This is a genomic window from Paraburkholderia sp. OAS925, assembly GCF_040543975.1.
Taxonomy (GTDB): Bacteria; Pseudomonadota; Gammaproteobacteria; order Burkholderiales; family Burkholderiaceae; genus Paraburkholderia; species Paraburkholderia graminis.
This window is the reverse complement of record NZ_JBEUNO010000001.1, coordinates 1,949,611-1,973,514: the sequence shown is the minus strand read 5'-3', so window position 1 is coordinate 1,973,514 and position 23,904 is coordinate 1,949,611. Positions and strand designations below refer to the sequence as shown.

General features: G+C 63.9%; 17 protein-coding genes and 3 pseudogenes. 7 read left to right on the top strand and 13 right to left on the bottom strand.

Annotated elements, in window-relative coordinates; translation table 11 throughout:
* Window positions 1-98: 98 nt before the first annotated feature.
* Complete coding sequence (locus ABIE53_RS08575; RefSeq protein ID WP_107708434.1) at window positions 99-404, bottom strand: DUF4148 domain-containing protein; 306 nt, start codon at window positions 402-404, stop codon at window positions 99-101.
* Between the two features lie 175 nt (window positions 405-579).
* Between ABIE53_RS08575 and ABIE53_RS08570 the strand changes: the two are divergent.
* Together ABIE53_RS08570 and ABIE53_RS08565 are read left to right on the top strand one after the other, a co-directional pair.
* Window positions 580-897, top strand: a pseudogene (locus ABIE53_RS08570) (5'/3'-nucleotidase SurE); the annotation flags it as partial.
* A 240-nt stretch (window positions 898-1,137) separates the two neighbouring features.
* Complete coding sequence (locus ABIE53_RS08565; RefSeq protein WP_006051115.1) at window positions 1,138-2,586, top strand: sialidase family protein; 1,449 nt, start codon at window positions 1,138-1,140, stop codon at window positions 2,584-2,586.
* Between the two features lie 87 nt (window positions 2,587-2,673).
* On the opposite strand, the gene ABIE53_RS08560 is transcribed toward ABIE53_RS08565, so the two are convergent.
* The gene (locus tag ABIE53_RS08560; protein WP_107708437.1) at window positions 2,674-3,183 is read right to left on the bottom strand and encodes a DUF2867 domain-containing protein; all 510 of its coding nucleotides are present in this window, start codon (window positions 3,181-3,183) and stop codon (window positions 2,674-2,676) included.
* A gap of 98 nt (window positions 3,184-3,281) precedes the next feature.
* Complete coding sequence (locus ABIE53_RS08555; protein ID WP_107708528.1) at window positions 3,282-4,430, bottom strand: alpha/beta fold hydrolase; 1,149 nt, start codon at window positions 4,428-4,430, stop codon at window positions 3,282-3,284.
* A 552-nt stretch (window positions 4,431-4,982) separates the two neighbouring features.
* On the opposite strand from ABIE53_RS08555, the gene glgC reads away from it, so the two are divergent.
* The 5 genes and pseudogenes from glgC (at window position 4,983) to ABIE53_RS08530 (ending at window position 11,149) form a co-directional block, all read left to right on the top strand.
* Complete coding sequence (gene glgC / locus ABIE53_RS08550) at window positions 4,983-6,248, top strand: glucose-1-phosphate adenylyltransferase (RefSeq protein ID WP_107708438.1); 1,266 nt, start codon at window positions 4,983-4,985, stop codon at window positions 6,246-6,248.
* A gap of 86 nt (window positions 6,249-6,334) precedes the next feature.
* Window positions 6,335-7,796 (top strand): annotated as a pseudogene (gene glgA, locus ABIE53_RS08545) (glycogen synthase GlgA).
* A 227-nt stretch (window positions 7,797-8,023) separates the two neighbouring features.
* Window positions 8,024-8,890, top strand: coding sequence for a pyridoxal kinase PdxY (pdxY, locus tag ABIE53_RS08540; protein WP_006051120.1), 867 nt, complete (start codon window positions 8,024-8,026; stop codon window positions 8,888-8,890).
* A 178-nt stretch (window positions 8,891-9,068) separates the two neighbouring features.
* Window positions 9,069-9,530, top strand: a complete 462-nt coding sequence (locus ABIE53_RS08535; RefSeq protein ID WP_006051121.1) for a hypothetical protein — start codon at window positions 9,069-9,071, stop codon at window positions 9,528-9,530.
* 467 nt (window positions 9,531-9,997) lie between these two features.
* The gene (locus ABIE53_RS08530) at window positions 9,998-11,149 is read left to right on the top strand and encodes a branched-chain amino acid ABC transporter substrate-binding protein (protein ID WP_107708442.1); all 1,152 of its coding nucleotides are present in this window, start codon (window positions 9,998-10,000) and stop codon (window positions 11,147-11,149) included.
* Window positions 11,150-11,165: 16 nt separating this feature from the next.
* On the opposite strand, the gene ABIE53_RS08525 is transcribed toward ABIE53_RS08530, so the two are convergent.
* The 10 genes and pseudogenes from ABIE53_RS08525 to ABIE53_RS08480 form a co-directional block, all read right to left on the bottom strand.
* Window positions 11,166-13,073 (bottom strand): DUF3857 domain-containing transglutaminase family protein, encoded by a 1,908-nt coding sequence (locus ABIE53_RS08525; protein ID WP_374710132.1) that lies wholly within the window; start codon window positions 13,071-13,073, stop codon window positions 11,166-11,168.
* An 82-nt stretch (window positions 13,074-13,155) separates the two neighbouring features.
* Window positions 13,156-13,824 carry a hypothetical protein gene (locus ABIE53_RS08520; protein WP_053857875.1) on the bottom strand — a complete coding sequence of 223 codons (669 nt, stop codon included), beginning with the start codon at window positions 13,822-13,824 and terminating at the stop codon, window positions 13,156-13,158.
* Between the two features lie 581 nt (window positions 13,825-14,405).
* Window positions 14,406-15,218: an N-formylglutamate deformylase gene (hutG, locus tag ABIE53_RS08515; RefSeq protein WP_006051125.1), complete on the bottom strand. Its 813-nt coding sequence runs from the start codon at window positions 15,216-15,218 to the stop codon at window positions 14,406-14,408.
* A 73-nt stretch (window positions 15,219-15,291) separates the two neighbouring features.
* Window positions 15,292-16,689 (bottom strand): formimidoylglutamate deiminase, encoded by a 1,398-nt coding sequence (locus ABIE53_RS08510; protein ID WP_107708446.1) that lies wholly within the window; start codon window positions 16,687-16,689, stop codon window positions 15,292-15,294.
* A gap of 15 nt (window positions 16,690-16,704) precedes the next feature.
* Window positions 16,705-17,965: pseudogene (gene hutI / locus ABIE53_RS08505) on the bottom strand (imidazolonepropionase).
* Entirely contained in the window at window positions 17,962-18,648 is a 687-nt protein-coding gene (locus tag ABIE53_RS08500) for a HutD/Ves family protein (RefSeq protein WP_107708450.1), read from the bottom strand. The pseudogene hutI and the gene ABIE53_RS08500 overlap by 4 nt, the downstream one beginning before the upstream one ends.
* 2 nt (window positions 18,649-18,650) lie before the next feature.
* Window positions 18,651-20,339, bottom strand: a complete 1,689-nt coding sequence (hutU, locus tag ABIE53_RS08495; protein WP_006051130.1) for a urocanate hydratase — start codon at window positions 20,337-20,339, stop codon at window positions 18,651-18,653.
* A 63-nt stretch (window positions 20,340-20,402) separates the two neighbouring features.
* On the bottom strand, window positions 20,403-21,098 hold the full coding sequence (gene hutC, locus ABIE53_RS08490; protein ID WP_006051131.1) for a histidine utilization transcriptional repressor HutC: 696 nt from the start codon (window positions 21,096-21,098) through the stop codon (window positions 20,403-20,405).
* Window positions 21,099-21,119: 21 nt separating this feature from the next.
* Window positions 21,120-22,643, bottom strand: coding sequence for a histidine ammonia-lyase (hutH, locus tag ABIE53_RS08485; RefSeq protein WP_006051132.1), 1,524 nt, complete (start codon window positions 22,641-22,643; stop codon window positions 21,120-21,122).
* 301 nt (window positions 22,644-22,944) lie between these two features.
* The gene (locus ABIE53_RS08480; RefSeq protein ID WP_107708452.1) at window positions 22,945-23,892 is read right to left on the bottom strand and encodes a LysR family transcriptional regulator; all 948 of its coding nucleotides are present in this window, start codon (window positions 23,890-23,892) and stop codon (window positions 22,945-22,947) included.
* Window positions 23,893-23,904: the final 12 nt, after the last annotated feature.

Here is a 23,904-nt window from a genome sequence, read left to right as displayed (position 1 = left end):
ATGACGACACGGCTATGTAGTCAGTGCTTCGCCTCTGCAATCGGTTAGGGCGCAGCAAGGTCCGTTCATTTCGTCGTGACATCGTTCGCAGCGTTGAATCAACGGCCGGAATACAGAGAGCGGACGCCGTTGGTCGCCGGTGCGCCACTGGCGGAGGAACCGCTGTTTGCACCGCCGAAGCCGCTCGCGGACTTTTCCTCCGCAGCCACACGTGCGGTGGCGGCCTCGATTTGAGCCGGATAGAACGCTTGATCGCCTTGGCCAGCACGGTATCCAGCCTTCTGGAGTTGCGCCAGTTCATGGCGAACCTGCGCGCGGGTGACCTGATCGTTCGACTGAGCGAACGATGCTGCGGGGATGGCAAGGGCGGCGGCGACTGCAACAGCATTGATGAGCGATTTCATGATTTCTTCCAAAGGTTGTCGTTGAATAAAGTGGCGAAGTAACTGTGCTTGCAGCAGTGGGACAGAAGGAAAGCTGCTGCAGTGGTGTCACTTTAAGCAAACGAAACCGAGGCAAGAAGGCGTCTTGTGATCCTATGAGTGAGGGTCACAGGCAGGAGCATCGTGGAGTTGGAAGGCACACGAAGTCTGGGTCGTCGCACCCGTACACGACCAGAGCGGAACGTCGCATTCCATAAGCCTGCATTCGCCGCTGCGCATTTCGCGTCACGGGCAGCGGCGCTTCGGCGTGCAACGCACGCCCGGCGATTGCATCGTGATGCTCGTGAGCAGGTGCGGACCGAAACGACAAACAAGAATGTGTATCGCTTTCAATCGTTACAAAAAATTCCCGCAACGTCCGTTGCCGCGACCTAAAGTCCAATCCACGCATCTGACAAAAGACGGTCTTCGCAAAGCGTCCGCTCATACCGTGACGACGTTTTCCGATGCGTGAGAAAACCACTTGATCTTGCGTAGTGAAACTGTGACCGACGCGCTGGCGGTGATCAGCGCTCGCGGTCTGTGGCAGTTGAAGCGGTAGTGAGTATGGCGAGCGAATAATGGCGGAAACAAGGCGCGCCGACGATGCCATCGTTAAGACTTCCGGCGAAGGTGCAACGCCACTCCACTTCTTTCGCAACTGCCGGCGCGCTACCGTGGGCTGCTACAGGTCGCAATGGAGAAGGAGCCTTCCATGCGTTGCAACAAGCCCCGTGCATTTCTGAGCAGCGTTCCGCTCGCTCTTGTACTCGCCGCAATCATTCCGACCAGTCGGGCCGCGCCCGTCCTCGTGTCCGGCCCCAGCCTTTTTGCCACTTGCACCATCGGCGGCCCCGGCACGAACTATGTGAATGCCGAAGTCGAGCCGTGGGTCGCCACGAACCCGAAAAATCCGTCGAACCTGATCGGCGTATGGCAGCAGGACCGATGGGACAACGGCGGCGCACACGGCCTGGTTGCCCGCCCATCATTCGATGGCGGTTTGACATGGGCCACGCCGGCTGCACTGCCTTTCACCGCATGCGCGGGCGGGACTGATTACGAGCGCGCGTCCGATCCGTGGGTGTCGATCGGCCCCGATGGAACCGCGTACGCCGTGTCGATCTCCTTCAACCAATCCAACAACAGCAACGCGGTGCTCGCTTCGGTTTCGAAGGACGGCGGCCTGACCTGGGCAAACCCGCGCACCATCATCGCCAACAACGAACCGACCTTGCAATTCTTCAACGACAAGGAATCGGTGACGGCCAATCCGATCAAGGCAGGCGTCGCCTATGCCGTGTGGGACCGGCTCGAATTGCCGAACGGCAATCCGTACGCCAACACGCACACGGCCGCCTTCCGGGGACCATCGATGTTCTCGAAGACATCCGATGGCGGCCTGACATGGAGTCCGCCATCCGTGATCGTGACGGTGCCTTCCCGGCAACAGACGATCGGCAACCAGATCGTCGTCAACTCGCAGAACGGAACGCTCTATGACTTCTTCGACCTTATCTCTCCGCCGTTTTCGAAAGCGGCCGGCAAGGTGGCGTTCATCAAATCGACCGACGACGGCGCAACGTGGACGAAGCCGAAAATCATCTCGGGTTTGCAGACCGTATCGGTGTTCGATCCGAACACCGGCGAAGCGGTGCGTTCGGGAGACATCATTCCCGAGCCCGCGATCGATCCGAAGACAGGGCAACTGTATGTCGTCTGGCAGGATTCCCGCTTCAATGGCGGGCTCTACGATGAGATCGCGCTGTCTACTTCAAAAGACGGCGGCAGCACCTGGAGCGCACCAATCCGCGTTAATACGCCCACGGGACGGCCGGCATTCAATCCGAGCATCAACGTCAATTCGTCGGGGACCGTTGCAGTGACGTACTACGATTTCCGCAATCTGGCGGATGGCAACACCACGACGTTACCGACGGATATCTGGCAGACGACATCGACGGACAAGGGAGCGACGTTCGCCAATGAAACACACGTGGCGGGCGCATTCGATCTCAAGACCGCGCCCGATGCCGAGGGCTTCTTCGTCGGGGATTATCAGGGGTTGGCCGCGATCGGCTCGAGCTTCGTGCCGTTCTTCGTGCAGACGAACTCGGGGAACCTCGGCAATCGCACTGATGTGTTTGCTCAGCCTCAGCCGTAACGGTTTTGCGTGGGAGTGGTTGGCTCGCAGTGCGGACTTCGCGCTGCGAGCCAAGAAGGACAAACGCGGGTACTGCGAGCGAGACGCTTAGCTTCTCATTGCTCTTACTGCCCGTTCCAGATTGGCCCGCACAATCGCGCGATGAAACGGCGCGATCGTCGCAAGATAGATTCGCCCGAGTCTGTTGTGGCAATGCACCACCGTGGCCGCGAGCAGTTCTCGCCCGTTTGCCGCGTCGCCGCGTAGTTGGATGGTCGCGCGGAAGTCCAGATGCCGGTCATCCGCGCCGACTACCAGCTCCGACGCGCTCTTCGACAGCAGCGGCAAGTAGCCGATAACCGGCCCACGCGCCGCTGCGGCAAGACCGACGTCGAGAGACGATTTGACGCCGACCGTCGCCATCGTCAGATCGCGGACACGCGTGAGCGCACGAATCCACCACGCCTGCCGCTCGAACGCGGCGCGTGCCAACACCTCAAGATCATCGCTGGCCCCCGCGGGCAGTCGGATTGCAAAGGCGTCCAAAAGATCCGCGCCCGCGTAGAGCGGCGCGAGTACGCTGTTGCCAGGCATGGGTACGGCGCGCGCTTTGGTCAAGGTCGTACTCCGGGGTTGGTTCATGGTGTGCAGCAGTCGAGCCGCTGCCGGTTAGCAAAATAGAAGCACGATCTCGAGACAAAGAGCCGTTTAAACCCTCACCGACTCCCCTGCACCGCCGCCAACCCATCCAGCAGCGCCTTATGAAACGCATCCGGGTCCTGCATCTGCGGCGCGTGGCCCAGGTCAGCGAACTCAACCAGCGTCGCATGCGGAATCGCTTTCGCCGCGGCCTTCCCCAACTCCGGATAATGACCGATCTTCGCGCGCACTTCGGGTGAAGCCGCGTCCTTGCCAATCGCGGTCGTGTCCTTCTGCCCGATCAGCAACAGCGTCGGCATGCTCAACTGCCCGAACTCGTAGACCACCGGCTGCGTATAAATCATGTCGTATAGCAACGCCGAATTCCACGCGACGATCTGCTTGCCCGGCCCCCGGTACATGCCCGCGAGCATCTGCACCCACGGTTCGTAATCGGCGCGCCATTGGCCGGCATAGTACGTCGACTGCTCGTAGCGGCGAATGCCGTCCGCGCTGGTCTTCAGTTCGCGCCGATACCAGTCGTCCACCGACAGCGACGGCACGCCCTTCGCCTTCCAGTCCTCGAGCCCGATCGGATTGACGAGCACCAGTTGCTGCGTCTCACGCGGATACATCAGCGCATAGCGAACGGCGAGCATGCCGCCCGTCGAATGTCCGACGACGGTCGCGTCTTTCACACCGAGCGACTCGAGCAGCGCATGAGTATTGCGCGCGAGCTGCTGGAAACTGTACTGATAGTGCTCCGGTTTGCTCGACTTGCAAAAGCCGATCTGATCCGGCGCGATCACGCGATAACCCGCTTCGCTCAGACGATGCATCGTCGCCTCCCACGTCGCCCCGCAAAAGTTCTTGCCGTGCAGAAGGACGACAGTGCGGCCGTTCGCGTGCGCCGGTTTGACGTCCATGTAGGCCATGTGCAGCGCGACGCCCTGCGAAGTGAAGCCGTATTGGCCGACAGGTTCGGGATAGGTGAAGCCCTGCAACTCGGGGCCGTAGGCCGGGCCGGCATTGCCGCCGGCTGCAGTGGTTTCGGATGCGCCGCTGGTTGAAGCGGCTGTGGATACGGTCGACGACGCGCCGACCGAGCCCGTCGCCAGCGTTTCGGCAGAAGCCGCAGATGCGGCACAAACCGTGACCGGCGCGGCGCCGAATGCGGCGGCGCTCAACGTTGCAAGCAATGAAAGACGGCGAAAGCTGATGGACATTTTTCTATCGAAGAAGCCGGGAAAAGGATGCGGATGGAGGCGGCTGCCAGCGCACATTAAAAGTTCGCCGCAAGCGGCCGCCGACATGCCGCGCAATCGCGGACGATTCTACGACGCCCACCGCGACCGCGCAGCGTCACGCACACAGCCCGCTTCTCCACGAGGCGCTGTGATACGCCGCGCCGTGCGGCACATCGCGTGGCACGCATATTGCGCACGGAACCTCGCTCGCTATGTGCCGTGGCGCACGGAGCGTCGGCGCGCCTCGGCCGAAGGTTCGCAGTTGGGCGCGTCGGCGGCTCGCAGCCGAGAAACGTCGCCCGCGCGAGGCCATTCAGTGCTAGAACTACAGGACGGGCTCGCCAGCGCAGCAGCCGCAATACGCGAATCAAAAGCGAATCAAACGCGAATCAAACGCGAATCAATGTAGAAGCGATCGACCAGCCGCATCGGGGAAGTAAGCGAGGCATTCATTGCATGGCACAACGGAACGATTACATGGGACCGCAGTAAGCGCTAAAGCGCTAACTGCGGTCGACAAAGGAGACAGACATGGATACGCCGGCACGGTTGAACGATCTGCAACGCACCACTCTCGCCATCGTACTGGCCGGCGGACGCGGCACCCGGCTCGGTCCGCTCACCAACAAACGCGTCAAGCCTGCGGTGCATTTCGGCGGCAAATTCCGCATCATCGACTTCGCGCTGTCCAATTGCCTGAACTCCGGCATCCGGCGCATCGCCGTCGTCACGCAGTACAAGGCGCACTCGCTGCTGCGTCATCTGCAGCGCGGCTGGGGTTTTCTGCGCGGCGAGTTCGGCGAGTTCATCGATCTGTGGCCCGCGCAACAGCGCGTCGAAGGCGCGCACTGGTATCGCGGCACGGCCGACGCGGTGTTCCAGAACCTCGACATCATCCGCTCGATTCGTCCAAAGTATGTCGTCGTGCTGGCGGGCGATCACATCTACAAGATGGACTACACGCGTATGATCGCGGACCACGCGGAGAGCGGCGCCGATTGCACGGTCGGCTGCATCGAAGTGCCGCGCATGGACGCGGTGGCCTTCGGCGTGATGGCCGTCGACGAAAACCGCCGCGTCACCGGCTTCGTCGAAAAACCGGCCGACCCGCCGGCGATTCCCGGCCGGCCCGACACCGCCCTCGCAAGCATGGGCATCTACGTGTTCAACGCCGACTACCTGTACGCGTTGCTCGAACAAAACATCTCGAGCGTCGATACCGATCACGACTTCGGCAAGGACATTCTGCCGCGCGTCGTCACGCAAGGCACCGCGATCGCGCATCCGTTCAGCATGTCGTGCGTGTCCTCGGACCCGAACGTCGAGCCGTACTGGCGCGACGTCGGCACCATCGACGCCTATTGGGCCGCCAATCTCGACCTCGCCTCCACGATCCCGACGCTCGACCTCTATGACCGCAGTTGGCCGATCTGGACTTACCAGGAGCAACTGCCGCCCGCCAAGTTCGTGCGCGACCTGAAGGGACTGCAAGGCTCGGGCAACAATCTGATCGTGTGCGGCGGTTGCGTGATCTCGGGTTCGCAGATTTCGCGCTCGGTGTTGTCGTCGAACGTCAAGGTGAGTTCGTTCTGTAATATCAATGAGGCAGTCTTGTTGCCGCAGGTCACCGTCGGCGCGAGTTGCCGCTTGCAGAAGGTGGTCGTGGACCGCGGCTGCACGATCCCGGACGGCACGGTGATCGGCGAAGATCCGGTGCGCGACGCCGAACGTTTCTATCGTACCGACGACGGCGTCGTGCTCGTCACGCCCGAGGCGCTGCGGCAGGACGTGAACTAATGAGCGCTGGTGCGGCCGTCCGCAGCGGCCCAGCGCAGCCCGCAAGCATCGACCGTCCACATCTTTAAAGGAACGAGACCGAGCCTATGACGATTCGCGCCCTACACGTCGCCAGCGAGCTGTATCCCCTCCTGAAAACGGGCGGTCTCGCCGACGTCGCGGGCGCGCTGCCGTCCGCGCTGGTCGAGCGCGGCGCCGACGTGCGCGTGCTGCTGCCCGGCTTTCCCGCGGTCGCGGCCGGCCTGCACGATCTGCGTCCGGTCGCCCAACCTGGGCCGCCGCTTCGATGCGCCGGGCGTGACGCTCGAACAGGGCACGTTGCCGTCGAACGGACTCGTCGTCTACATGATTCGGGCGGCCACGTTGTACGACCGGCCAGGCAATCCGTATCTGAACGACGAGCACGTACCCTACGGCGATAACGCACAGCGTTTCGCGCTGCTCGGCTGGGTCGCCGCGCAACTCGCGCAGCAGCTCGACCCGGCGTGGTCGCCGCAGATCGTCCACGCGCACGACTGGCACGCGGGGCTCGCCGCCGCCTATCTGAAAGCGGCCGAACGGCAGCACGGCCGGCCGCCCGCGCGCAGCGTCTTTACCGTGCACAACCTCGCGTATCAGGGCGTATTTCCCGCGCATCAGTTCGGCCAGCTCGGCCTGCCGGACGATTTCTTCAACATGCGCGGCGTCGAGTTCTATGGACAACTGTCGTTTCTGAAGGCCGGGCTCTATTACAGCGACCGCATCACGACCGTGAGCCCGACGTACGCGCGCGAAATTCAAACGCTCGCGCAAGGCGGCGGACTCGACGGCCTGCTGCGCAGCCGCGCGCATGACCTGTGCGGCATCCTGAACGGCGTCGACTATACGGTCTGGAACCCCGCGAACGACGCGCTCCTCGAGCACCGCTACACCGCGACGCGGCTCGCCGGCAAACTCGCGTGCAAGGAGGCGTTGCAAAAACGCTTCGGCCTCGCGCAGAAAAGCGATGCGCTGCTGTTCGGCGTGGTGAGCCGCCTGACCGAGCAGAAGGGTCTCGACCTGCTGCTCGAAACCGTGCCGGAGATCGTCAAGCGCGGCGGTCAGCTCGTCGTGTTCGGCACTGGCGACCCAGCGCTCGAAAACGGCCTGAAGCGCGTCGCGCAGACGCACCCGGAATCGGTCGCGGTGGAACTCGGCTTCGACGAGAAACTCGCGCACACGATCATCGCCGGCAGCGACGTGATCGCGGTGCCGTCGCGCTTCGAGCCGTGCGGTCTCACGCAGCTTTACGCGCTGGCTTACGGATCGCTGCCGCTCGTGCATCGCGTGGGCGGTCTCGCGGACACCGTGGCGGACGCATCGCTTGAAAATCTCGCCGAGGATCTCGCGACCGGCTTCGTGTTCGACGACTTCACGCCGCGCAGCCTGACCGCCGCGATCCGCCGTGCATTCGCGCTGCACGGCCGGCGCACCGAATGGAAGGCGGCGCAGCGCCGCGCGATGCGCCAGGATTTCGGCTGGGGCGCGTCGGCGGACCGCTATCTCGCGCTCTATCGCGAGCTTGCCTGATCCTGCCCGAGCCGTCGCCGGTGATGGTTCGGCGCAACAGCACGGGGACGGATCAACTGGCTTGCGGCAAACTCCTGTATTGTTTCCCTACGATGCAGACCGTGCATTGTTCTTGCAATACATGAAGCAGTCCTGCGCGCGGCGTAGCGGGTTCATGCCCGAACAGCGCCGCCGCGCATCCCTCCCGTTTTCACCGATCGCGCACGTCCGCCTGCGCGAGCCATACCATGACGAAGAACGTTCTCAGCATTCAGTCACATGTCGTTTTCGGGCACGCGGGCAATAGCGCGGCCGTGTTTCCGATGCGTCGGCTTGGCGTGAACGTGTGGCCGCTGAACACCGTGCAGTTCTCGAACCACACGCAATACGGCCACTGGACCGGCACCGCCATCAACGCCGCGCAGATGGAAGAACTCGCCGAAGGCATCGGCGCAATCGGCATGCTGCCGCGCTGCGACGCGGTGCTCTCGGGCTATCTCGGCACGCCGGAGCAGGCGCAGTCGGTGCTGGAAATCGTCAAGGCCGTGAAGGCCGCCAATCCGCGCGCCTGGTACTTCTGCGATCCGGTGATGGGCGCGGCAAGCGGCTGCAAGGTCGAGCCCGGCATCCAGCAGTTTCTCGTCGACACCATGCCGGAAGTGGCCGACGCGATGGCGCCGAATCACACGGAATTGCAGCGGCTCGTGGGCCGCGAGATCGAGACGCTCGAGGAAGCCGTCGCCGCGTGCCGCGAGATCATCGCGCGCGGACCGAAGCTCGTGCTGGTCAAGCATCTGCTCGATCGCAACAGTCCCGCGGATCGTTTCAACATGCTCGTCGTCACCGAACGCGAGGCGTGGATGGGCCAGCGCCCGCTCTATCCGTTCGCGCGGCAGCCGGTCGGCGTCGGCGATCTGACGAGTGCGGTGTTCGTCGCGCGCACGCTGCTCGGCGACACGATTCGCGGCGCGTTCGAGCACACGCTCGCCGCGGTCAACGCGGTCGTCAAGGCGACGTGGCAAGCCGGGCGCTACGAACTGGAACTGGTGCCCGCGCAAAACGAAATCGCGCAGCCGCGCGAATGGTTCGACGCGTGGGTGGCAGAGACCGCGTAGCTTGCGCATCGTGCGGCGCGGGCCGCAGCGTTGCCGGCGTTGCGCCGCCAGGAACCTTGTCAGCCGGCCGGTCGTCCTATAATGCGTGCCGCACGCGCGAGCCGATAATGGCTTTGCGGCTTTGCGGCTTCGCGCGGCGACTTTCTCAGGCATCCGGCATTCAGCAGACGAGGCATCGATGGACGGTTATATCCGCAGCGAGCGGGAAGAGTATTTTGAGCAGTTGTGCATCAGCGTCGACGCCGACGAGGTGCATGAACAGGAAGCCATCGAGTTCTTCGAGAACCAGTTCGATCAGCCCGACTTCGACCCCGCGCAGTGGCTCGACATCGCGCTTTACTACTCGCCGGCCGTGGCGCGCGGCATCATCGACATGGTGACGCCCGACGACAAGGCGCGCAGCAACATCGCCGAAGTGATCGCGGACAACCTCGACATTTCGTACGGCGAGGACGACTGCCAGCAGTTCGCCGAGACGATCGAATTCGCGCTGAACAACGGCGTGCCGGTGGACCTCGACCTCGTGCTCGACGGCTGCCAGCGCGCGATCGACGATCTCGACACGTGGGCCGACGACGAAACCAAAGCGCCGCTGCTGCGTCTGCGCGAAGAAGTGCTGCGTCAGCAAGGCGAGCGGTAAGGCTGGTTACTTAGGCGAGCGCGCGGGCATGGGCTCGCGCGTCCTGTTGCTCGCTTCTCTCGCATTCCTCTTGCACCCCGCGGCCATCGTGTTCGCGCGCATCTTCGTGCTGTGTGTTGAACACATAGCTTCGACACCTGCAACCAGTTAAGCCCACCACTTCGCCACATGTCTCCATGCATGTGTGCGCCAATCCGCACTCCCGCTTCCGCACCCATCAACGCTCGCGGCCCCCCTCGCGAGCTTATGCCGAAATCCTCATTCAAAGCGCCGCGAACTGCCAAGACGGCCGCATATTGGCTTCCTATATTCGCGCCACATGACCGGCGTGCGAATACAACCACACGTACTCCGCACGGTGCATCGCGAGCCTTCGTGCCCGCGGGAACCCGCTCGCTTTGTCAGCGCCGAGCCGCGTCATCGCTTTGCCGCTTTCATCACTCGAACTGTCGAAGTAAGGAGAGACCATGAGTCACCACACCACGCTCAAACCGCTTGCCCTGTTCGTCGGCGCCCTCTTTGCGGTCGCGCCGCTCGCCGGTTTCGCCGACGACATGCCCGTGAAAATCGGCTTCGCCGCGCCGATGACGGGCGCGAACGCCGGCTACGGCAAGGACCTCGAAAACGGCGTGCGGCTCGCCATCGAGGAAGCCAACGCGCAGAAGATCAGGATCGGCGACAAGGTTGCGCAGTTCCAGATCGTCTCGCAGGACGACCAGGCGGACCCGCGCATCGGCGTGCAGGTCGCGCAGAAACTGGTGGACTCGGGCGTCTCGGTGGTGGTCGGCCACTTCAATTCGGGCACGACGATTCCCGCCTCGCAGATCTACGAGCAGGCCGGCATTCCCGTGATCGATCCGGCGGCGACCAACCCGATCATCACCGGACGCGGCTTCGCGAACACGTTCATGGTGATTTCGACAGACGCGCAAAACGCCGGCAACGCAGGCGTCTATGCGGTCGAAGTGAGCAAGGCGAAGCGCATCGCGATCATCGACGACCGCACCGCTTTTGGTCAGGGCGAAGCCGACGAGTTCGAGAAGGCGGTGAAGGCGCATGGCGGCACGATCGTCGCGCGCGAGTACACCGACAATCACGCGGTCGACTTCAGCACGCAGATCACCAAGATCAAGGCGGCGAACGCGGACCTGGTCTTCTTCGGCGGGCTCGATACGCAGGCCGCCGGTTTCGCGCGGCGCATGAAGCAGCTCGGCGTGACGGCGCAACTGGTGGGCGGCGGCGGCGTGGAAGACCCCGAGTTCATCAAGCTCGCCGGCGACGCGGCGGAAGGCGTGATGGCCTGGGAATACGGCCGCCCGCTCGCGCAACTGCCCGGCGGCAAGGACTTCTCCGCGAAGTTCAAGAAGCGCTTCGGCGGCGAGATTCTGTCGTATGCGCCGTTCGGTTACGACGGCGCGTGGGCCGCGATCAAGGCGATGCAGCAGGCGAAATCGACGTCGCCGAACGACTACCGTCCGATGCTCAAGACGATCGACTTCGAAGGCGTGACCGGCAAGATTTCGTTCGACAACACCGGCGCGCTGAAAAGCGGCGCGTCGACGTTGTATCAGGTGAAGAACGGCGCGTGGGTTCCGGTCGTGACGAAGAGCGGGAGCTGAGCGGCCTTAGTTTCCGTTAGCGGTTCAACGCAGGCCGCGCGGCCTTGACGACGATCTGTGCGTCGAGGTCGCGCTCGATCCGCACGAGGTCGTCCTTCATCGCGGCAAACTCTTCTGCCGAACACATCTGGTGTCCGAAGGCGGCGCGAAGCTGCCGCCTGATCTGCAACACGCGCGCCGCCGGGTCGAATACATAGCGCGACGAGAACGTGACGAACTTGTCGTGGACATCGGTATCGACGGGCATGTCCGTTATCTTCGCGAAGCGCGGCAGCGTGATTTCGAGCGTCTCGTCGAACGCGCCGCCGATGCAGGTCCACGGCTGCGTGCGAGCCGGCTCCGCGAGCCATGCCTGCACCTGCGAACCCATGCCGCCGGAGAAGCTCGTCAGCGACGGCACGGCGGTCGTGCCGTCGCTCCAGATGAAGTGCTCGAGCTTGCCCTCTATCGACGTCGCGAACGGCCCGTCCGTCGCGGCGACGTCGCCCGTGCGCAATTGCGCGCTGCCATGCAGGCCGGTTTGCAACAGACGATTGCCGGCGATCTGCTGCGTGCGCTGCCGCGACGCGCGTCGAAAGATATTGCGCTCGATCTCCGCGGTGAATCCCGCATCTTCCACGCGATAGGCGTAATTCGCGGTGCCGTTTTCATCGACGTCGATCTGCACGCGCGCCGTGCGCTCGCGCGTTTGAGTGGCGGGCGTGCGCGACAGCGTTCCTTCGCCGACCAGCAAGACGGGCCGGTCCATCACGGCGGCGGGCAGATAAGCGAAGCCCACGCCGCCCGCGGTCGTGTCCGCGTACAGCGATAGTTCAGGAATCCAGATAATCGCGTGATTGATCGCGCTTGAGCCGTAGCCGGGTACGTTCGGCAGACTATAGTACGGCCCGAGATTGAGCAGCACCGCCTCGCTGCGAATGCCGACCGCGGCCAGCAGCGCGCTGTACAGCGCGACGTGGTCCTTGCAGTCGCCATAGCGATTGCGCAGGATGTCGGCCGCCTTGTGCGGAATCGCCGCTGTCTCGCCGAGAAAAAGCGCGACGTAGCGGATATTCATGCGCAACCAGTCGTACAGTATCCGCGCCTTCTCGCGCGGGTCCGCGGCGCGCGCGGTGAGCGACTGCGCTAGCCGCACGATGGCGGGATCGTCGAAGGTGGCGTCGGTTGCGGGACCGCGATAACGCGCGGCGAAGCTCGCGAAGTCCGGCACGGTCGACACCATCAGACGATCGCCCCAATTCGCATAGCCGACCGCGCCCGCTTCGAGCCGCGCATACGGTCCATGCTGGTAGCGGAATTCGTAACGCGTGCGGCCATTCTCGCTGACCGGCGGCAATGCCGTGTAGCCGCGCGCGTCGGCATACAGCGGCACATCGGCGGGAAGATCGAAGATCAGGCGTTGATCCTCGACCGGTTCGCGCGTCGGCTCGACGAGATACGCGAACGTGCCCGCCTGCAACGGCTTCGCGCGCGTCTTGCGAAACGCCAGATGGACGCGCGAGCCGGGCTCGACGCCCGGAAAAATCACCGTGCGCAACACACCGTCCTGGAAGCTCGGCGCGCCCGCCGAGCGCGGCTCCTGAATGTCGCGGATCGCTTCGGGACCGACCGTGTGCGTCGCGCCGTCCGGATCGATCGTCTCGGCGGCGAGCAACTGCACCTGTTCGATGTCCTTGTTGAACCACACGTAGCGTTGCGCGATGTCGTCGACGCCGCTCGCCGTGTTCGCGCGCAACACGCTGTCGTCGTGTTCCTCGATGGAACCGTCTTTCTGGATCACGAAGAGATGAACGTCGCGCTCGGTTGTGTAGGGCGCGCGGTCGTCGCTGGAGGGATCGGGGGTTGCGCCGCCGGCGAAAGCGGCAGACGCTGCCGCGCCTAGTGCGAGCGCGGTGGCTATCCGCAGGCACCGCAGCAGCTTCATGCAACTCAGGACGCTCACGCACCGCGTCATGACCGCTCTTTCCCGCGTAATGCCCCCGTGAGCAGGCCACCGGCCGCGCCGCTCATCCGTCGCCCTCGCCGAGTTGCGCGAGCAACGCCTGCAGGCTCTCCACATGCCGCAACAGCAAATGCCGATGCTTCTCGATCTGTTCGAGCCGCCCGGCAAGATCGGCCTGTATCGGACCGTCGGGATCGGCGGCGGCAATCACCTCTTCGACCTTGGCGCGCAACGACGGCAGTTCGACAGGCGCATGCGCGAGATGCCGCTCGAAACGCCGGACCTCCTGAAGCGCAAGCTCGCGGACCTTGCGAAAGTACGCCTGACGCCGATGCGCTTCGGCGTCCAGCGCTTCGTCCTCGATACGTTTGGCAGGCGCGCTCTGGCCGAAAATCGGCTCGGGCGGCCGCAGCACAGTCTTTTTTCGCGCGGGATGCGCGGTGCCGCGAAAGCGCGCCTGCGGCTCTTCGTTGTCGATCGCGGCGCGCGCGTTGGGCGGAATCTCTTCCTCGGTATGCGGCGCGTTCATCCAGCCATTCGGCAAGCCGGTCACCGCTTCGATGCCGCGCACGAACTCCTCGCTGAATTCGCGCTGGCCCGACAACATCAACTTCAGATAGCTCGCGGAAAACGTCATCATGCGCGCGAGCCGACTCGCCGCGCCGACCTCGCGCGTGAGCAGCACGAGATTCGCGCGCCAGACGGGAAGCAGCAATTCGTCGGAATCTTCCATTGCGGGGTCTTCCATCTTTTTGCCCGATGTCAAGACGACGCCGTGACGAGCGTCATCATTCTGAAAGGGTAGCCGTTGCCCGGCCTCGCTTGCAAGCGGCACGCCGCACATCACGCGAACTTTGTGCGGAGACCGGCTCGCCTTGCTCCACGTCAACGCGGACGGCCTTTTGCGCCATCCGCCGTGAGGATTGACACTGACGGAGCGGCGGCGTTCCTCCGCAGCAGCCGTCGATGTGGCATGCTTGCGTGCCGTGCGGCATACGTCCTGCTGCACCGCCAACTCCACAACACTGATTAAGGGTTTTGTAATGAAGAAGATCGTCCTGGCTCTTGCCGCAGCCGCTGCTGCTTTCAGCGCAATCGCTCCCGCACAGGCCGCTGGGCACCATCACGAAGTTTGCAAGAAGGTGCGCGTGCATCACCACTGGGAACGCCACTGCCGTTAAGCTTGCCTCGCATAGAGGGTAACGGCGGCGGACGCTCACGCCAAGCGTCGCGCGAATGAAAATGGCCTCGCATTTTTTGCGAGGCCATTCTTTTTGGTTGTCTATCTCGCGCGCGAGAGGTCCGCGCCCGCGATCACGCCGTCTTCACGCGCTCCAACGCGGTCGCGACGAGTTGCTCGAGCAAAGGCTCGATCTTCGCGGCAAGCGTTTCATCGTACGCGTACGGCAACTGTTCCTGCATATACGTGATTTGCGACAACTCGAGTTGCACCGCATGCACGCCTTGTGAAGGCTGACCATACTCGCGCGTGATGTAGCCGCCCTTGAAGCGCCCATTCGCGACAGCCGAATAAACGCCATGCCGTTCGACGATCGCAGCCAATTCCTCGGCGAGACCCGCCATCGCACTCGCGCCGTTCGACGTGCCGAAGTTGAAGTCCGGCAAGCGCCCTTCGAAGAAACGCGGCACGCGCGAGCGGATCGAATGCGCTTCCCATAGCAGCACTTTGCCGTGCTGCGCCTTGAGCGCGGCGAGTTCGCCTGCGAGCGCGCTGTGATACGGCATCCAGTAAGCGTCGCGACGACGGGCCACCTCAGTATCGTCCGGCAGATGACCTTCGCGGTACAACGGCTCCTTGTCGAACGTATCGACGGGCAGCAAGCCCGTGGTGTCCTGCCCCGGATACAGGTTCGCGCCGTCGGGCGGACGGTTCAGGTCGATCACGTAACGCGCGTAAGTCGGCGCGATGATCGACGCGCCCATGCGCTTCGCAAATGCGTAGAGCCGGTCGAGATGCCAGTCGCAATCGTCGGTGCGAAGCGCCGTGGGCGTCATCGTCGCGGCGATGTCCGCGGGGATCTGCGTGCCCAGATGCGGGATCGAGATCAGCATCGGCAGGTTGCCGCGATGCAGCGTGAAAACCGGTGGAGTGTTCGAAGCAGTCATGTCAGTCCTGAATCGGAAGAACGTTGCGGTGACGCGGGCACGCCGCGCGTGCGGTTGCGTGCATCGCGTCAACTCATTTGAGCAGTTCCGCGAGCGCGATGCGATAGCGCGCGTAAGCGCCCTCTTCGTCGCGATGCCGGCGATTCTCGACCAGCTTGTCGCCGCCTGCGTACACGTCGCGGATCGGCGTCTCGCCATGCTCGCAGAAAACGACGCCCGAGAGCCAGTTATTCGGCGCGTGCCCGGCAATGCTCGCGTGATCCGGGTCCAGCACGAGCCAATCCGCGCGATGGCCGGCTTGCAATGCACCCGTCGCGCGTCTCGTGGCGCGCGCGCCGCCTTCGAGCGCCGCGTCGAACAGACGATCGGCCACATAAGGCCTGTGTACCGATGCCAGCACGTTGCGTTGCCGGCGCGTCAGACGCTGCCCGTATTCGAGCAGGCGCAATTCCGCGCGCCAGTCGACGCCGATGTGACTATCCGAGCCGACGCCGATGCGCCCTTGCGCGTCGAGATACTCGTGCGCCGGAAAAATACCGTCGCCGAGATTCGCTTCCGTGGTCAGACACAGGCCCGCAACGGCACCGCTCTTCGCGAGCGCGAGCGTCTCGTTTGCATCGACATGCGTGGCGTGCACGAGGCACCATCTTCCGTCGACGTCGAAGCGATCCAGCAGCCACTGCACCGGACGCGCGCCTTCCGTTTCGATGCACGCGTCGACTTCGGCGGTCTGTTCGGCGATATGGATATGAACCGGCGCGCTGCGGTCCAGGCCGTCGAGCAAGGCACGCAGCGATTGCTCCGACACCGCGCGCAACGAATGCGGCGCCACGCCATAGCGCAACGCCGCGTTTTCAGGGCGAGCGGCGCGCAACGCGGCGAGCAGTTCGTGCAAACTTTCCGGCGTGTTGATGAAGCGCCGCTGATCGTCGCGCGGCGCGCGCGCGCCGAAACCACTGTACTGATAGAGCACCGGCAGCATCGTCATGCCGATGCCGGCCGCCGACGCCGCATCCACGACACGTTGTGCAAGTTCCGCCTGGTTCGTGTAGCGCTTGCCGTCCGGCGTGTGATGCACGTAATGAAACTCGCACACCGACGTATAGCCCGCCTTCAGCATTTCGATGTAGAGCCATTGCGCGACGCTCGCCAATCCTTCGGGCGTGATGCGCGCGGCAAAGCGATACATCAGATCGCGCCAGCTCCAGAAGTTGTCGGTGGCGCCGTTGCCGGAAGCGGCGCGATATTCGGTGAGGCCCGCCATCGCGCGCTGGAACGCATGCGAGTGAAGGTTCGGCATGCCAGGTAATATCGGACCCGCGGCTTTCTGCACGTCTGCGGGAATTTCCGCAGTGTCCGGCGTGACTGCCGTCAACGTGCCGTCAGCGTCCCATTCGAGCAGCACGTTGCGGCGCCAGCCGTCCGGCAGATACGCGTGTTCGGCGAATAGCGACTGTTTTTCTGGTGTCATCTCTCAGGTCCTGACTCAGTTCGCGTCGCGTGTAGAAGAACTCGAAGCACTAGAAGCACGCGAAGGCGCGGCATAAACCGTCTCGCCTGCACGCACGACCCGCGAGCACAGCGGACGCCCGATCCAGTAAGCAAGCTCCGCGAGCGAGTCGACCGACCACACCGCGAAGTCGGCAGCGCGCCCTGCTTCGAGCGAACCATGACGGTCCGCCTTGCCGAGCGCGCGCGCCGCATTCGATGTCACGCCCTTCAGCACTTCGGGCACGGTCATGCGGAATAGCGTCGTCGCCATGTTCATCATCAGCAGCAACGACGTGGCGGGCGATGTGCCCCGGATTGCTGTCGGTCGAAATCGCAATCGGCACTTCATAACGCCGCAGCAGATCGAGCGGCGGCAGTTGCGTCTCGCGAATGAAGTAGTACGCGCCGGGCAGCAACACGGCGACGGTGCCGGCCTCTTTCATCGCGGCGACGCCGGCTTCATCGAGAAACTCGAGATGATCCGCGGACAACGCGCGATGGCGCGCGGCAAGCGCGGTGCCGCCGCCATTCGACAACTGCTCAGCGTGCATTTTCACGGGCAGCTTGTAGCGCGCCGCCGCGTTGAACACGCGCTCGCTTTGTTCGAGCGAAAAGCCGATGCGCTCGCAGAACACATCGACGGCGTCGACGAGACCTTCGTCCGCGAGCGCGGGCAGCATGGTGTTGCAGACTTCGTCGATATACGCATCGGCGCGGCCCGCGAATTCGGGCGGCAATGCGTGCGCGCCGAGGAACGTCGTGTAGACGGTGACCGGATAGCGTTCGCCCAACTGGCGCGCGACGCGCAGCATCTTGCGCTCGCTGTCGAGGTCGAGCCCGTAACCGGATTTGATTTCGATTGCGGTCAAGCCTTCGGCAAGCAAGGGCTCGAGCCGCGCGGCCGACTGATTAAACAACGCATCTTCGCTCGCAGCACGTGTCGCGCGCACTGTCGACACGATGCCGCCGCCCTGACGCGCGATCTCTTCATAGCTGACGCCCGCGAGGCGCTGCGCGAATTCATCGGCGCGTTGCCCGCCGTATACCAGATGCGTATGGCAATCGACGAGACCCGGCGTCACCCACGCGCCGTGCAACTCTTCGCGCGGCCACGCGGCGTATTGCGCAGGCAGATCGGCGGACGCGCCGAGCCACGCGATCGTGCCGTGTTCTACGGCGATCGCCGCGTCGGGCAGCGTATGGTCGGGGTCGCCCTGAGGGCACAGTTTCAGTTGATGCCAGACAGTTTGCTTCATCGGATGCTCGCTGCTGCTGGTTGCGTGGCTGGTTGCGTGTAGCGAATGCGGATTGCCAGCAACGCGCCTTCGCCTTCTATCCTGCATGAGAGATTGTTCGGGGCGTCGATGCGCAAGGTGTCGCCTGGTTCGAGCCGTTGCGCTTGTGAATCTGCTTGTGAATCTGCTTCTGCATCGCCCAATGCGACTGCAATGGCGCCGCTCGCGCAATACAGCAGCGCGACATCCGCGGATAACGTGTGTTCGGTTTGCGCCTGCTGCTGCGTCGTGTGCCACACGTCCAGCTCGCCTTGCGCGCGGTCACGGCGCACCATCAGATTGAAGTCGCGCGTCGGACCGTCGACGAGACGTGCGTCGATGTGCGCCTCGCCGGCAAAGCGCGCGGTATCGAACGGTTGCGTCAACGCATGCGTGGTCACAGCTTCGCCGCTTTGCGCTTCATCGAGCAGCATGCCCGCGCCGGACAACAGCACCAGCGTGCGATCGATTCCGGCGAAGCGCGAAAACGGCCCGGCTTGCGCAACGTCCGCCACGCTCACGCGCCATACGAACGTGTCGAGCCCGGCATCCGCGGGAAACGCTGCGACCTCGCGCGTCACGCCGCCGCCGTTCTTCCACGGCGACGCCACGAGCTCGGCGCCGCGGATCAACGTGAGCGTCGCCATGCTGCCCGCGAGCGTCATGCTCAACGGCCCAGCATCGGCAGATTGAGACCCGCCTCGCGCGCGGTTTGCTGCGCGAGTTCATAGCCCGCATCCGCGTGACGCATCACGCCCGTTGCCGGATCGTTGAACAGCACGCGGCCGAGGCGTTCCTTCGCGGCGTCCGTGCCGTCCGCGACGATCACGACGCCCGAGTGCTGGCTAAAGCCCATGCCGACACCGCCGCCGTGATGCAGCGACACCCACGACGCGCCGCCAGCCGTATTCAGCAGAGCGTTGAGCAACGGCCAGTCGCTGACCGCGTCCGAGCCGTCTTTCATCGATTCGGTTTCGCGATTCGGGCTCGCGACGGAACCGGTATCGAGGTGATCGCGGCCGATCACGATCGGCGCCTTCAGTTCGCCGTTCTTCACCATTTCGTTGAATGCCTGGCCGAGACGATAGCGATCCTTCACGCCGACCCAGCAGATACGCGCCGGCAAGCCCTGGAACGCGATGCGTTCGCGCGCCATGTCGAGCCAGTTATGCAGATGCGGATCGTCGGGAATCAGTTCCTTGACCTTCGCATCCGTCTTGTAGATGTCCTCGGGATCGCCCGACAGCGCGACCCAGCGGAACGGCCCCTTGCCTTCGCAGAACAGCGGGCGGATATACGCCGGCACGAAGCCCGGAAAATCGAACGCGTTTTCAACGCCCATTTCGAGCGCCATCTGACGAATGTTGTTGCCGTAGTCGAGCGTGGCCGCGCCGCGCTGCTGCAACGTCAACATGGCCTGCACCTGTTTCGCCATCGACTGCTTCGCCGGCACGACGATCGAATCCGGCGCGGTCTTCATGCGCTCGCGCCAGTCTTCCACGCTCCAGCCTTGCGGCAGGTAGCCGTGAATCGGATCGTGCGCGCTCGTCTGATCGGTCACGCAGTCCGGCGTGATGCCGCGCGTTACGCACTCGGCGAACACGTCGGCGGCATTGCCGAGCAGACCGATCGACACCGGCTTGCCCGCCTGCTTCGCTTCGTCGAGCATGGCAAGCGCTTCGTCGAGCGTCTTCGCTTTTTTGTCGACATAGCGCGTCTTCAGACGGAAGTCGATGCGCGTCTCGTCGCACTCCACCGCGATCATCGAGAAGCCGGCCATCGTGGCCGCGAGCGGCTGCGCGCCGCCCATGCCGCCGAGACCGCCGGTGAGAATCCAGCGGCCCTTCGGATCGCCGTTGAAATGCTGGTTCGCCACCGAGAAGAACGTTTCGTACGTGCCCTGCACGATGCCCTGGCTGCCGATGTAGATCCAGCTACCCGCCGTCATCTGCCCGTACATCATCAGGCCCTTGCGATCGAGTTCGTGGAAATGTTCCCACGTCGCCCAATGCGGCACCAGGTTCGAGTTCGCGAGCAGCACGCGCGGCGCGTCGGCATGCGTGCGGAACACGCCGACCGGCTTGCCCGATTGAATCAGCAGAGTCTCGTCTTCGTTCAGGTCCTTCAGCGATGCGAGAATCTGATCGAAGCAATCCCAGTTGCGCGCCGCGCGGCCAATGCCGCCATACACGACGAGCGCATGCGGATGCTCGGCTACTTCGGGGTCCAGATTATTCTGGATCATCCGATACGCGGCTTCCGCGATCCAGGTCTTGCAGGTCTTTTCGGCGCCGCGCGGCGCGCGGATCGTGCGAGTGGGATCGAGACGCGGGTCGATGTGTTTCGGGTTGTTCATGGTGGCCCTCGGAATGCGTAAAGATGATCAGAATGTGTCGGGGAAAATCGCTCGGAAAGCGGATCAAAAATGTCCGGTGAAACGGTAGCGGCTGCCTGGATGCCATAAATTCGCGATCGACGCGACCTGGCTTTGCGACCACGTTCGCCGATGCAGCACGAGACAGGGTTCGAGTTCGTCCATGGTCAAAAGCTCGCGCGTGTCGCCGTCCGCCGCCAATGCCTCGATCCGGTATTCGACGCGCTGCAGCGGCGCGACGCGAACGAGGTACTGATTCGGCGTGGTGTTCGTGAAGTCCTGCAATGCATACTCGGGCGCGACGGCCGGATTGACCCAGCGCTCCTCGAGCTGCACCGGTTCGTCGTTTTCGAAGTGCAGCACACGCGAGAAAAACACCGGACTGCCCGCGCTAACCTGCATTTCCTCGGCGAGCGCGGCGTCCGCAATGCTCGCGCCGATGTGCAGCACCTTCGCCTGATAGCGATGCCCGCGCGCGACGATTTCGTCGGAAATACTGCGGATCGCCACCAGCGTCGACTCGTACTTGGGGCGCGCGACGAACGTGCCCGAGCCCTGCACGCGCGTGAGAACCTGCTCCGAGGTCAACTCGCGCAACGCGCGGTTGACCGTCATGCGCGCGACGTTGAATTCGCGTGCGAGCTCGTTTTCGGACGGCACCTGGTCGCCTTCACCCCATTCGCCCGCATGAATGCGCGCGAGGATGAAGTCCTTGATGCCCTGGTAGGCCGGTGCGTTCATTGGCTGCCGCTCGCTGTCCGCTTACTGTTCGGAGACGAAGGAGAACGGGCTCAGCTTCGCGATCGTGCCGTTCTGCACGAGACGCGTCACCGCCGCGATGTCCGGCGCGAAGTAATGATCGAGCTCGTAATGCGCGACGTCGTTGCGCACCGCGTCCATCACTTTTTGCAGGCTCGGGCTGGTCTTGTGCGGCGCGCGCAGATCGACACCTTGAGCGGCGGCGAGCAATTCGATAGAGAGAATATTCGCCGTGTTTTCGGCGATGTCGCCGAGCTTGCGCGCGGCGAACGTCGCCATCGAAACGTGATCTTCCTGGTTGGCCGACGTGGGCAGCGAATCGACGGAAGCCGGATGCGCGAGCGTCTTGTTTTCCGACGCTAGCGCGGCGGCCGTCACGTGAGCGATCATGAAGCCGGAGTTCACGCCGCCGTCGCGTACGAGGAACGGCGGCAGACCCGACAGCGTGGCGTCGATCAGCAACGCGATGCGGCGCTCGGCCAACGCGCCGATTTCCGCGGCCGCGAGCGCGAGATTATCCGCGGCGAAAGCAACCGGCTCGGCGTGGAAGTTGCCGCCCGACAGCACTTCGCCGGTGTCGGGGAAAATCAGCGGATTGTCGGAGACGGCGTTCGCTTCGAGCAGCAGCACGTCGGCGGCATGACGCATCTGATCGAGACAGGCGCCCATGACTTGCGGCTGGCAGCGCAGGCTATACGGGTCCTGCACCTTGTCGCAATCGGCGTGCGATACGTTGATGCCCGAGCCTTGCAGCAGCGAGCGATACGCCGCGGCGGCGTCGATCTGTCCTTGATGGCCGCGCAGGTCGTGAATGCGCGCGTCGAACGGCTTCACCGAGCCGGCTGCTGCATCCACCGACAACGCGCCCGCCACGAGCGCGGTGCGGTACAGGTCTTCGATCGCGAACATGTTGTAGAGCGCGAGCGCCGTGGATGCCTGCGTGCCGTTCAGCAGCGCGAGACCTTCCTTCGCTTGCAGCGTGAGCGGCTTGAGGCCGACGAGCGCGAGGCCTTCGGTGGCCGGCAGGCGTTCGCCCTTCGCGAACACTTCGCCGACGCCCAGCAGCACCGCCGACATATGCGCGAGCGGCGCGAGGTCGCCCGATGCGCCGACCGAACCCTTGACCGGAATCACCGGCAGCACGTCGGCGTTGTACAGCGTGATCAGCGCTTCCATGACTTCGCGGCGAATGCCCGAATGACCGCGGCCGAGGCTCGACAGCTTCAGCGCGATCAACAGACGCACGACGGGACGCGACATCGGCTCACCCACGCCGACCGCGTGCGACAACACGAGATTGCGTTGCAGCAGTTCGAGCTGATCGTGCGGAATGTGCGTGCTCGCGAGACGCCCGAAACCCGTGTTGATGCCGTAGGCCGGCTCGCCTTTCGCGGCGATGTCCGCGACGGCTTTCGCGCAGGCGTCGATGGCGGCGTGGCTGGCGGGATCGAGCTTCAGCGGCACATGGGCACGCGCGATCTGGCGCAGTTGCGGGAGGGTCAGGTGGCCGGGCTTCAGAGTCATCATGGTTGTTGTCCTGTCTATACAATTTCAGAAAGTCTAGCGGCCGCGGCTTGTATATACAACTTGTTTTTAAGATTCGAGGCCCAGGGCTTTCCACTAAGGCAATGCTGGTAGTTGATGTAGGCGTGCAGGCCCGCCGTACCGCGGGCGAAGCGACTAAGAGCGCAGCGCGCTCAATCGCGCATAGCTTGTATATACACCTTCATAATTTACGCCGCCACATGGACAAAACACCCACGTAAAAAAGCCCGCGCGCTCGTCAGAGCCGCAGGCTTTGTTTAGGGCGGTGGCGTCGAACGCGCCGCTACAGGCGCACGCGCGCCGCGATGAAATCCAGAAAACACTGCACGCGCCCGGCAAGCGACGCGCTCTGGTAATAGACGGCGCTGACCGGCTGACGCTCGTCGAGCAGCACATGGCCGAGGATCGGCACGAGCCGTCCATCGCGGATGTCGGCGGCGGTCATGAAATCGGCGAGACAGGCGATGCCCCAGCCGGAGAGCGCGAGTTGGCGCAGCGTCTCGCCGCTCGACGCCGTTATCGACGGCTGGATTTTCAGCGGCTCGGGCTTGCCGCCGGCACGATCAGTACGACTCGTGCTTTTGCTCGTGCCTTTGCCCGCCCGCTTGCCGCGCTCGCGCAACGGCCAGCGGTTCAGATGCTCGGGCGCGGTAAATCCGATCAGCCGATGTTCGCGCAACGCGTCGACCGTTTTCGGCTCGCCGTGCTCGGCGAGATACGCGGGACTCGCGACCACACGCAGCTTGCTGCTGCCGAGCGCGCGCGCATGCAGCGTCGAATCCTGCAACGCGCCGATGCGGATCGCGATGTCCACCTTCTGCTCGAGCAAATCGACGATGCGCTCGCTACTGGTCAACTCCAGCCGGATCTCCGGGTACAGCGCGGAAAACGCCGTCATATGCGGCGCGATGCAGTGGAGCATGAAGGGCGACGCGGCATCGACACGCAGACGCCCCGACGGCCGCCGACGCTTGCGCGCGACCGATTCCTCGGCTTCTTCCATCGCGTCGAGAATCGCGCGGGCGCGCTGCAGAAAGCCTTCGCCCTCCTCTGTCAATTGCAGACGGCGCGTGGTGCGCCGCACGAGCGCGGTGTCGAGCTTCTTTTCGAGGCGCGTGAGCGCGCGGCTCACGCCGGAAACCGTCTGCCCGAGTTTCTCGGCGGCCGCCGTGATCGAGCCGCTGTCGATCACGCTGACGAACACCAGCAACTCGTCCGTGGAAGTTTTCATTATTGATTTCAA

Excerpts from the sequence above, each read along its gene's own strand:
- ABIE53_RS08525 (WP_374710132.1), bottom strand. The coding sequence starts at position 13,073 with ATGAAGCTGCTGCGGTGCCTGCGGATAGCCACCGCGCTCGCACTAGGC.
- ABIE53_RS08565 (WP_006051115.1), top strand. The coding sequence starts at position 1,138 with ATGCGTTGCAACAAGCCCCGTGCATTTCTGAGCAGCGTTCCGCTCGCT.
- ABIE53_RS08555 (WP_107708528.1), bottom strand. The coding sequence starts at position 4,430 with ATGTCCATCAGCTTTCGCCGTCTTTCATTGCTTGCAACGTTGAGCGCC.
- ABIE53_RS08510 (WP_107708446.1), bottom strand. The coding sequence starts at position 16,689 with ATGACACCAGAAAAACAGTCGCTATTCGCCGAACACGCGTATCTGCCG.
- ABIE53_RS08520 (WP_053857875.1), bottom strand. The coding sequence starts at position 13,824 with ATGGAAGATTCCGACGAATTGCTGCTTCCCGTCTGGCGCGCGAATCTC.
- hutC (WP_006051131.1), bottom strand. The coding sequence starts at position 21,098 with ATGAACGCACCGGCCTACCAGGGCATCAAGGACTTCATCCTCGCGCGC.
- ABIE53_RS08575 (WP_107708434.1), bottom strand. The coding sequence starts at position 404 with ATGAAATCGCTCATCAATGCTGTTGCAGTCGCCGCCGCCCTTGCCATC.
- ABIE53_RS08530 (WP_107708442.1), top strand. The coding sequence starts at position 9,998 with ATGAGTCACCACACCACGCTCAAACCGCTTGCCCTGTTCGTCGGCGCC.
- hutU (WP_006051130.1), bottom strand. The coding sequence starts at position 20,339 with ATGAACAACCCGAAACACATCGACCCGCGTCTCGATCCCACTCGCACG.
- glgC (WP_107708438.1), top strand. The coding sequence starts at position 4,983 with ATGGATACGCCGGCACGGTTGAACGATCTGCAACGCACCACTCTCGCC.
- pdxY (WP_006051120.1), top strand. The coding sequence starts at position 8,024 with ATGACGAAGAACGTTCTCAGCATTCAGTCACATGTCGTTTTCGGGCAC.
- ABIE53_RS08535 (WP_006051121.1), top strand. The coding sequence starts at position 9,069 with ATGGACGGTTATATCCGCAGCGAGCGGGAAGAGTATTTTGAGCAGTTG.
- hutG (WP_006051125.1), bottom strand. The coding sequence starts at position 15,218 with ATGACTGCTTCGAACACTCCACCGGTTTTCACGCTGCATCGCGGCAAC.
- hutH (WP_006051132.1), bottom strand. The coding sequence starts at position 22,643 with ATGATGACTCTGAAGCCCGGCCACCTGACCCTCCCGCAACTGCGCCAG.
- ABIE53_RS08480 (WP_107708452.1), bottom strand. The coding sequence starts at position 23,892 with ATGAAAACTTCCACGGACGAGTTGCTGGTGTTCGTCAGCGTGATCGAC.
- ABIE53_RS08500 (WP_107708450.1), bottom strand. The coding sequence starts at position 18,648 with ATGACGCTCGCGGGCAGCATGGCGACGCTCACGTTGATCCGCGGCGCC.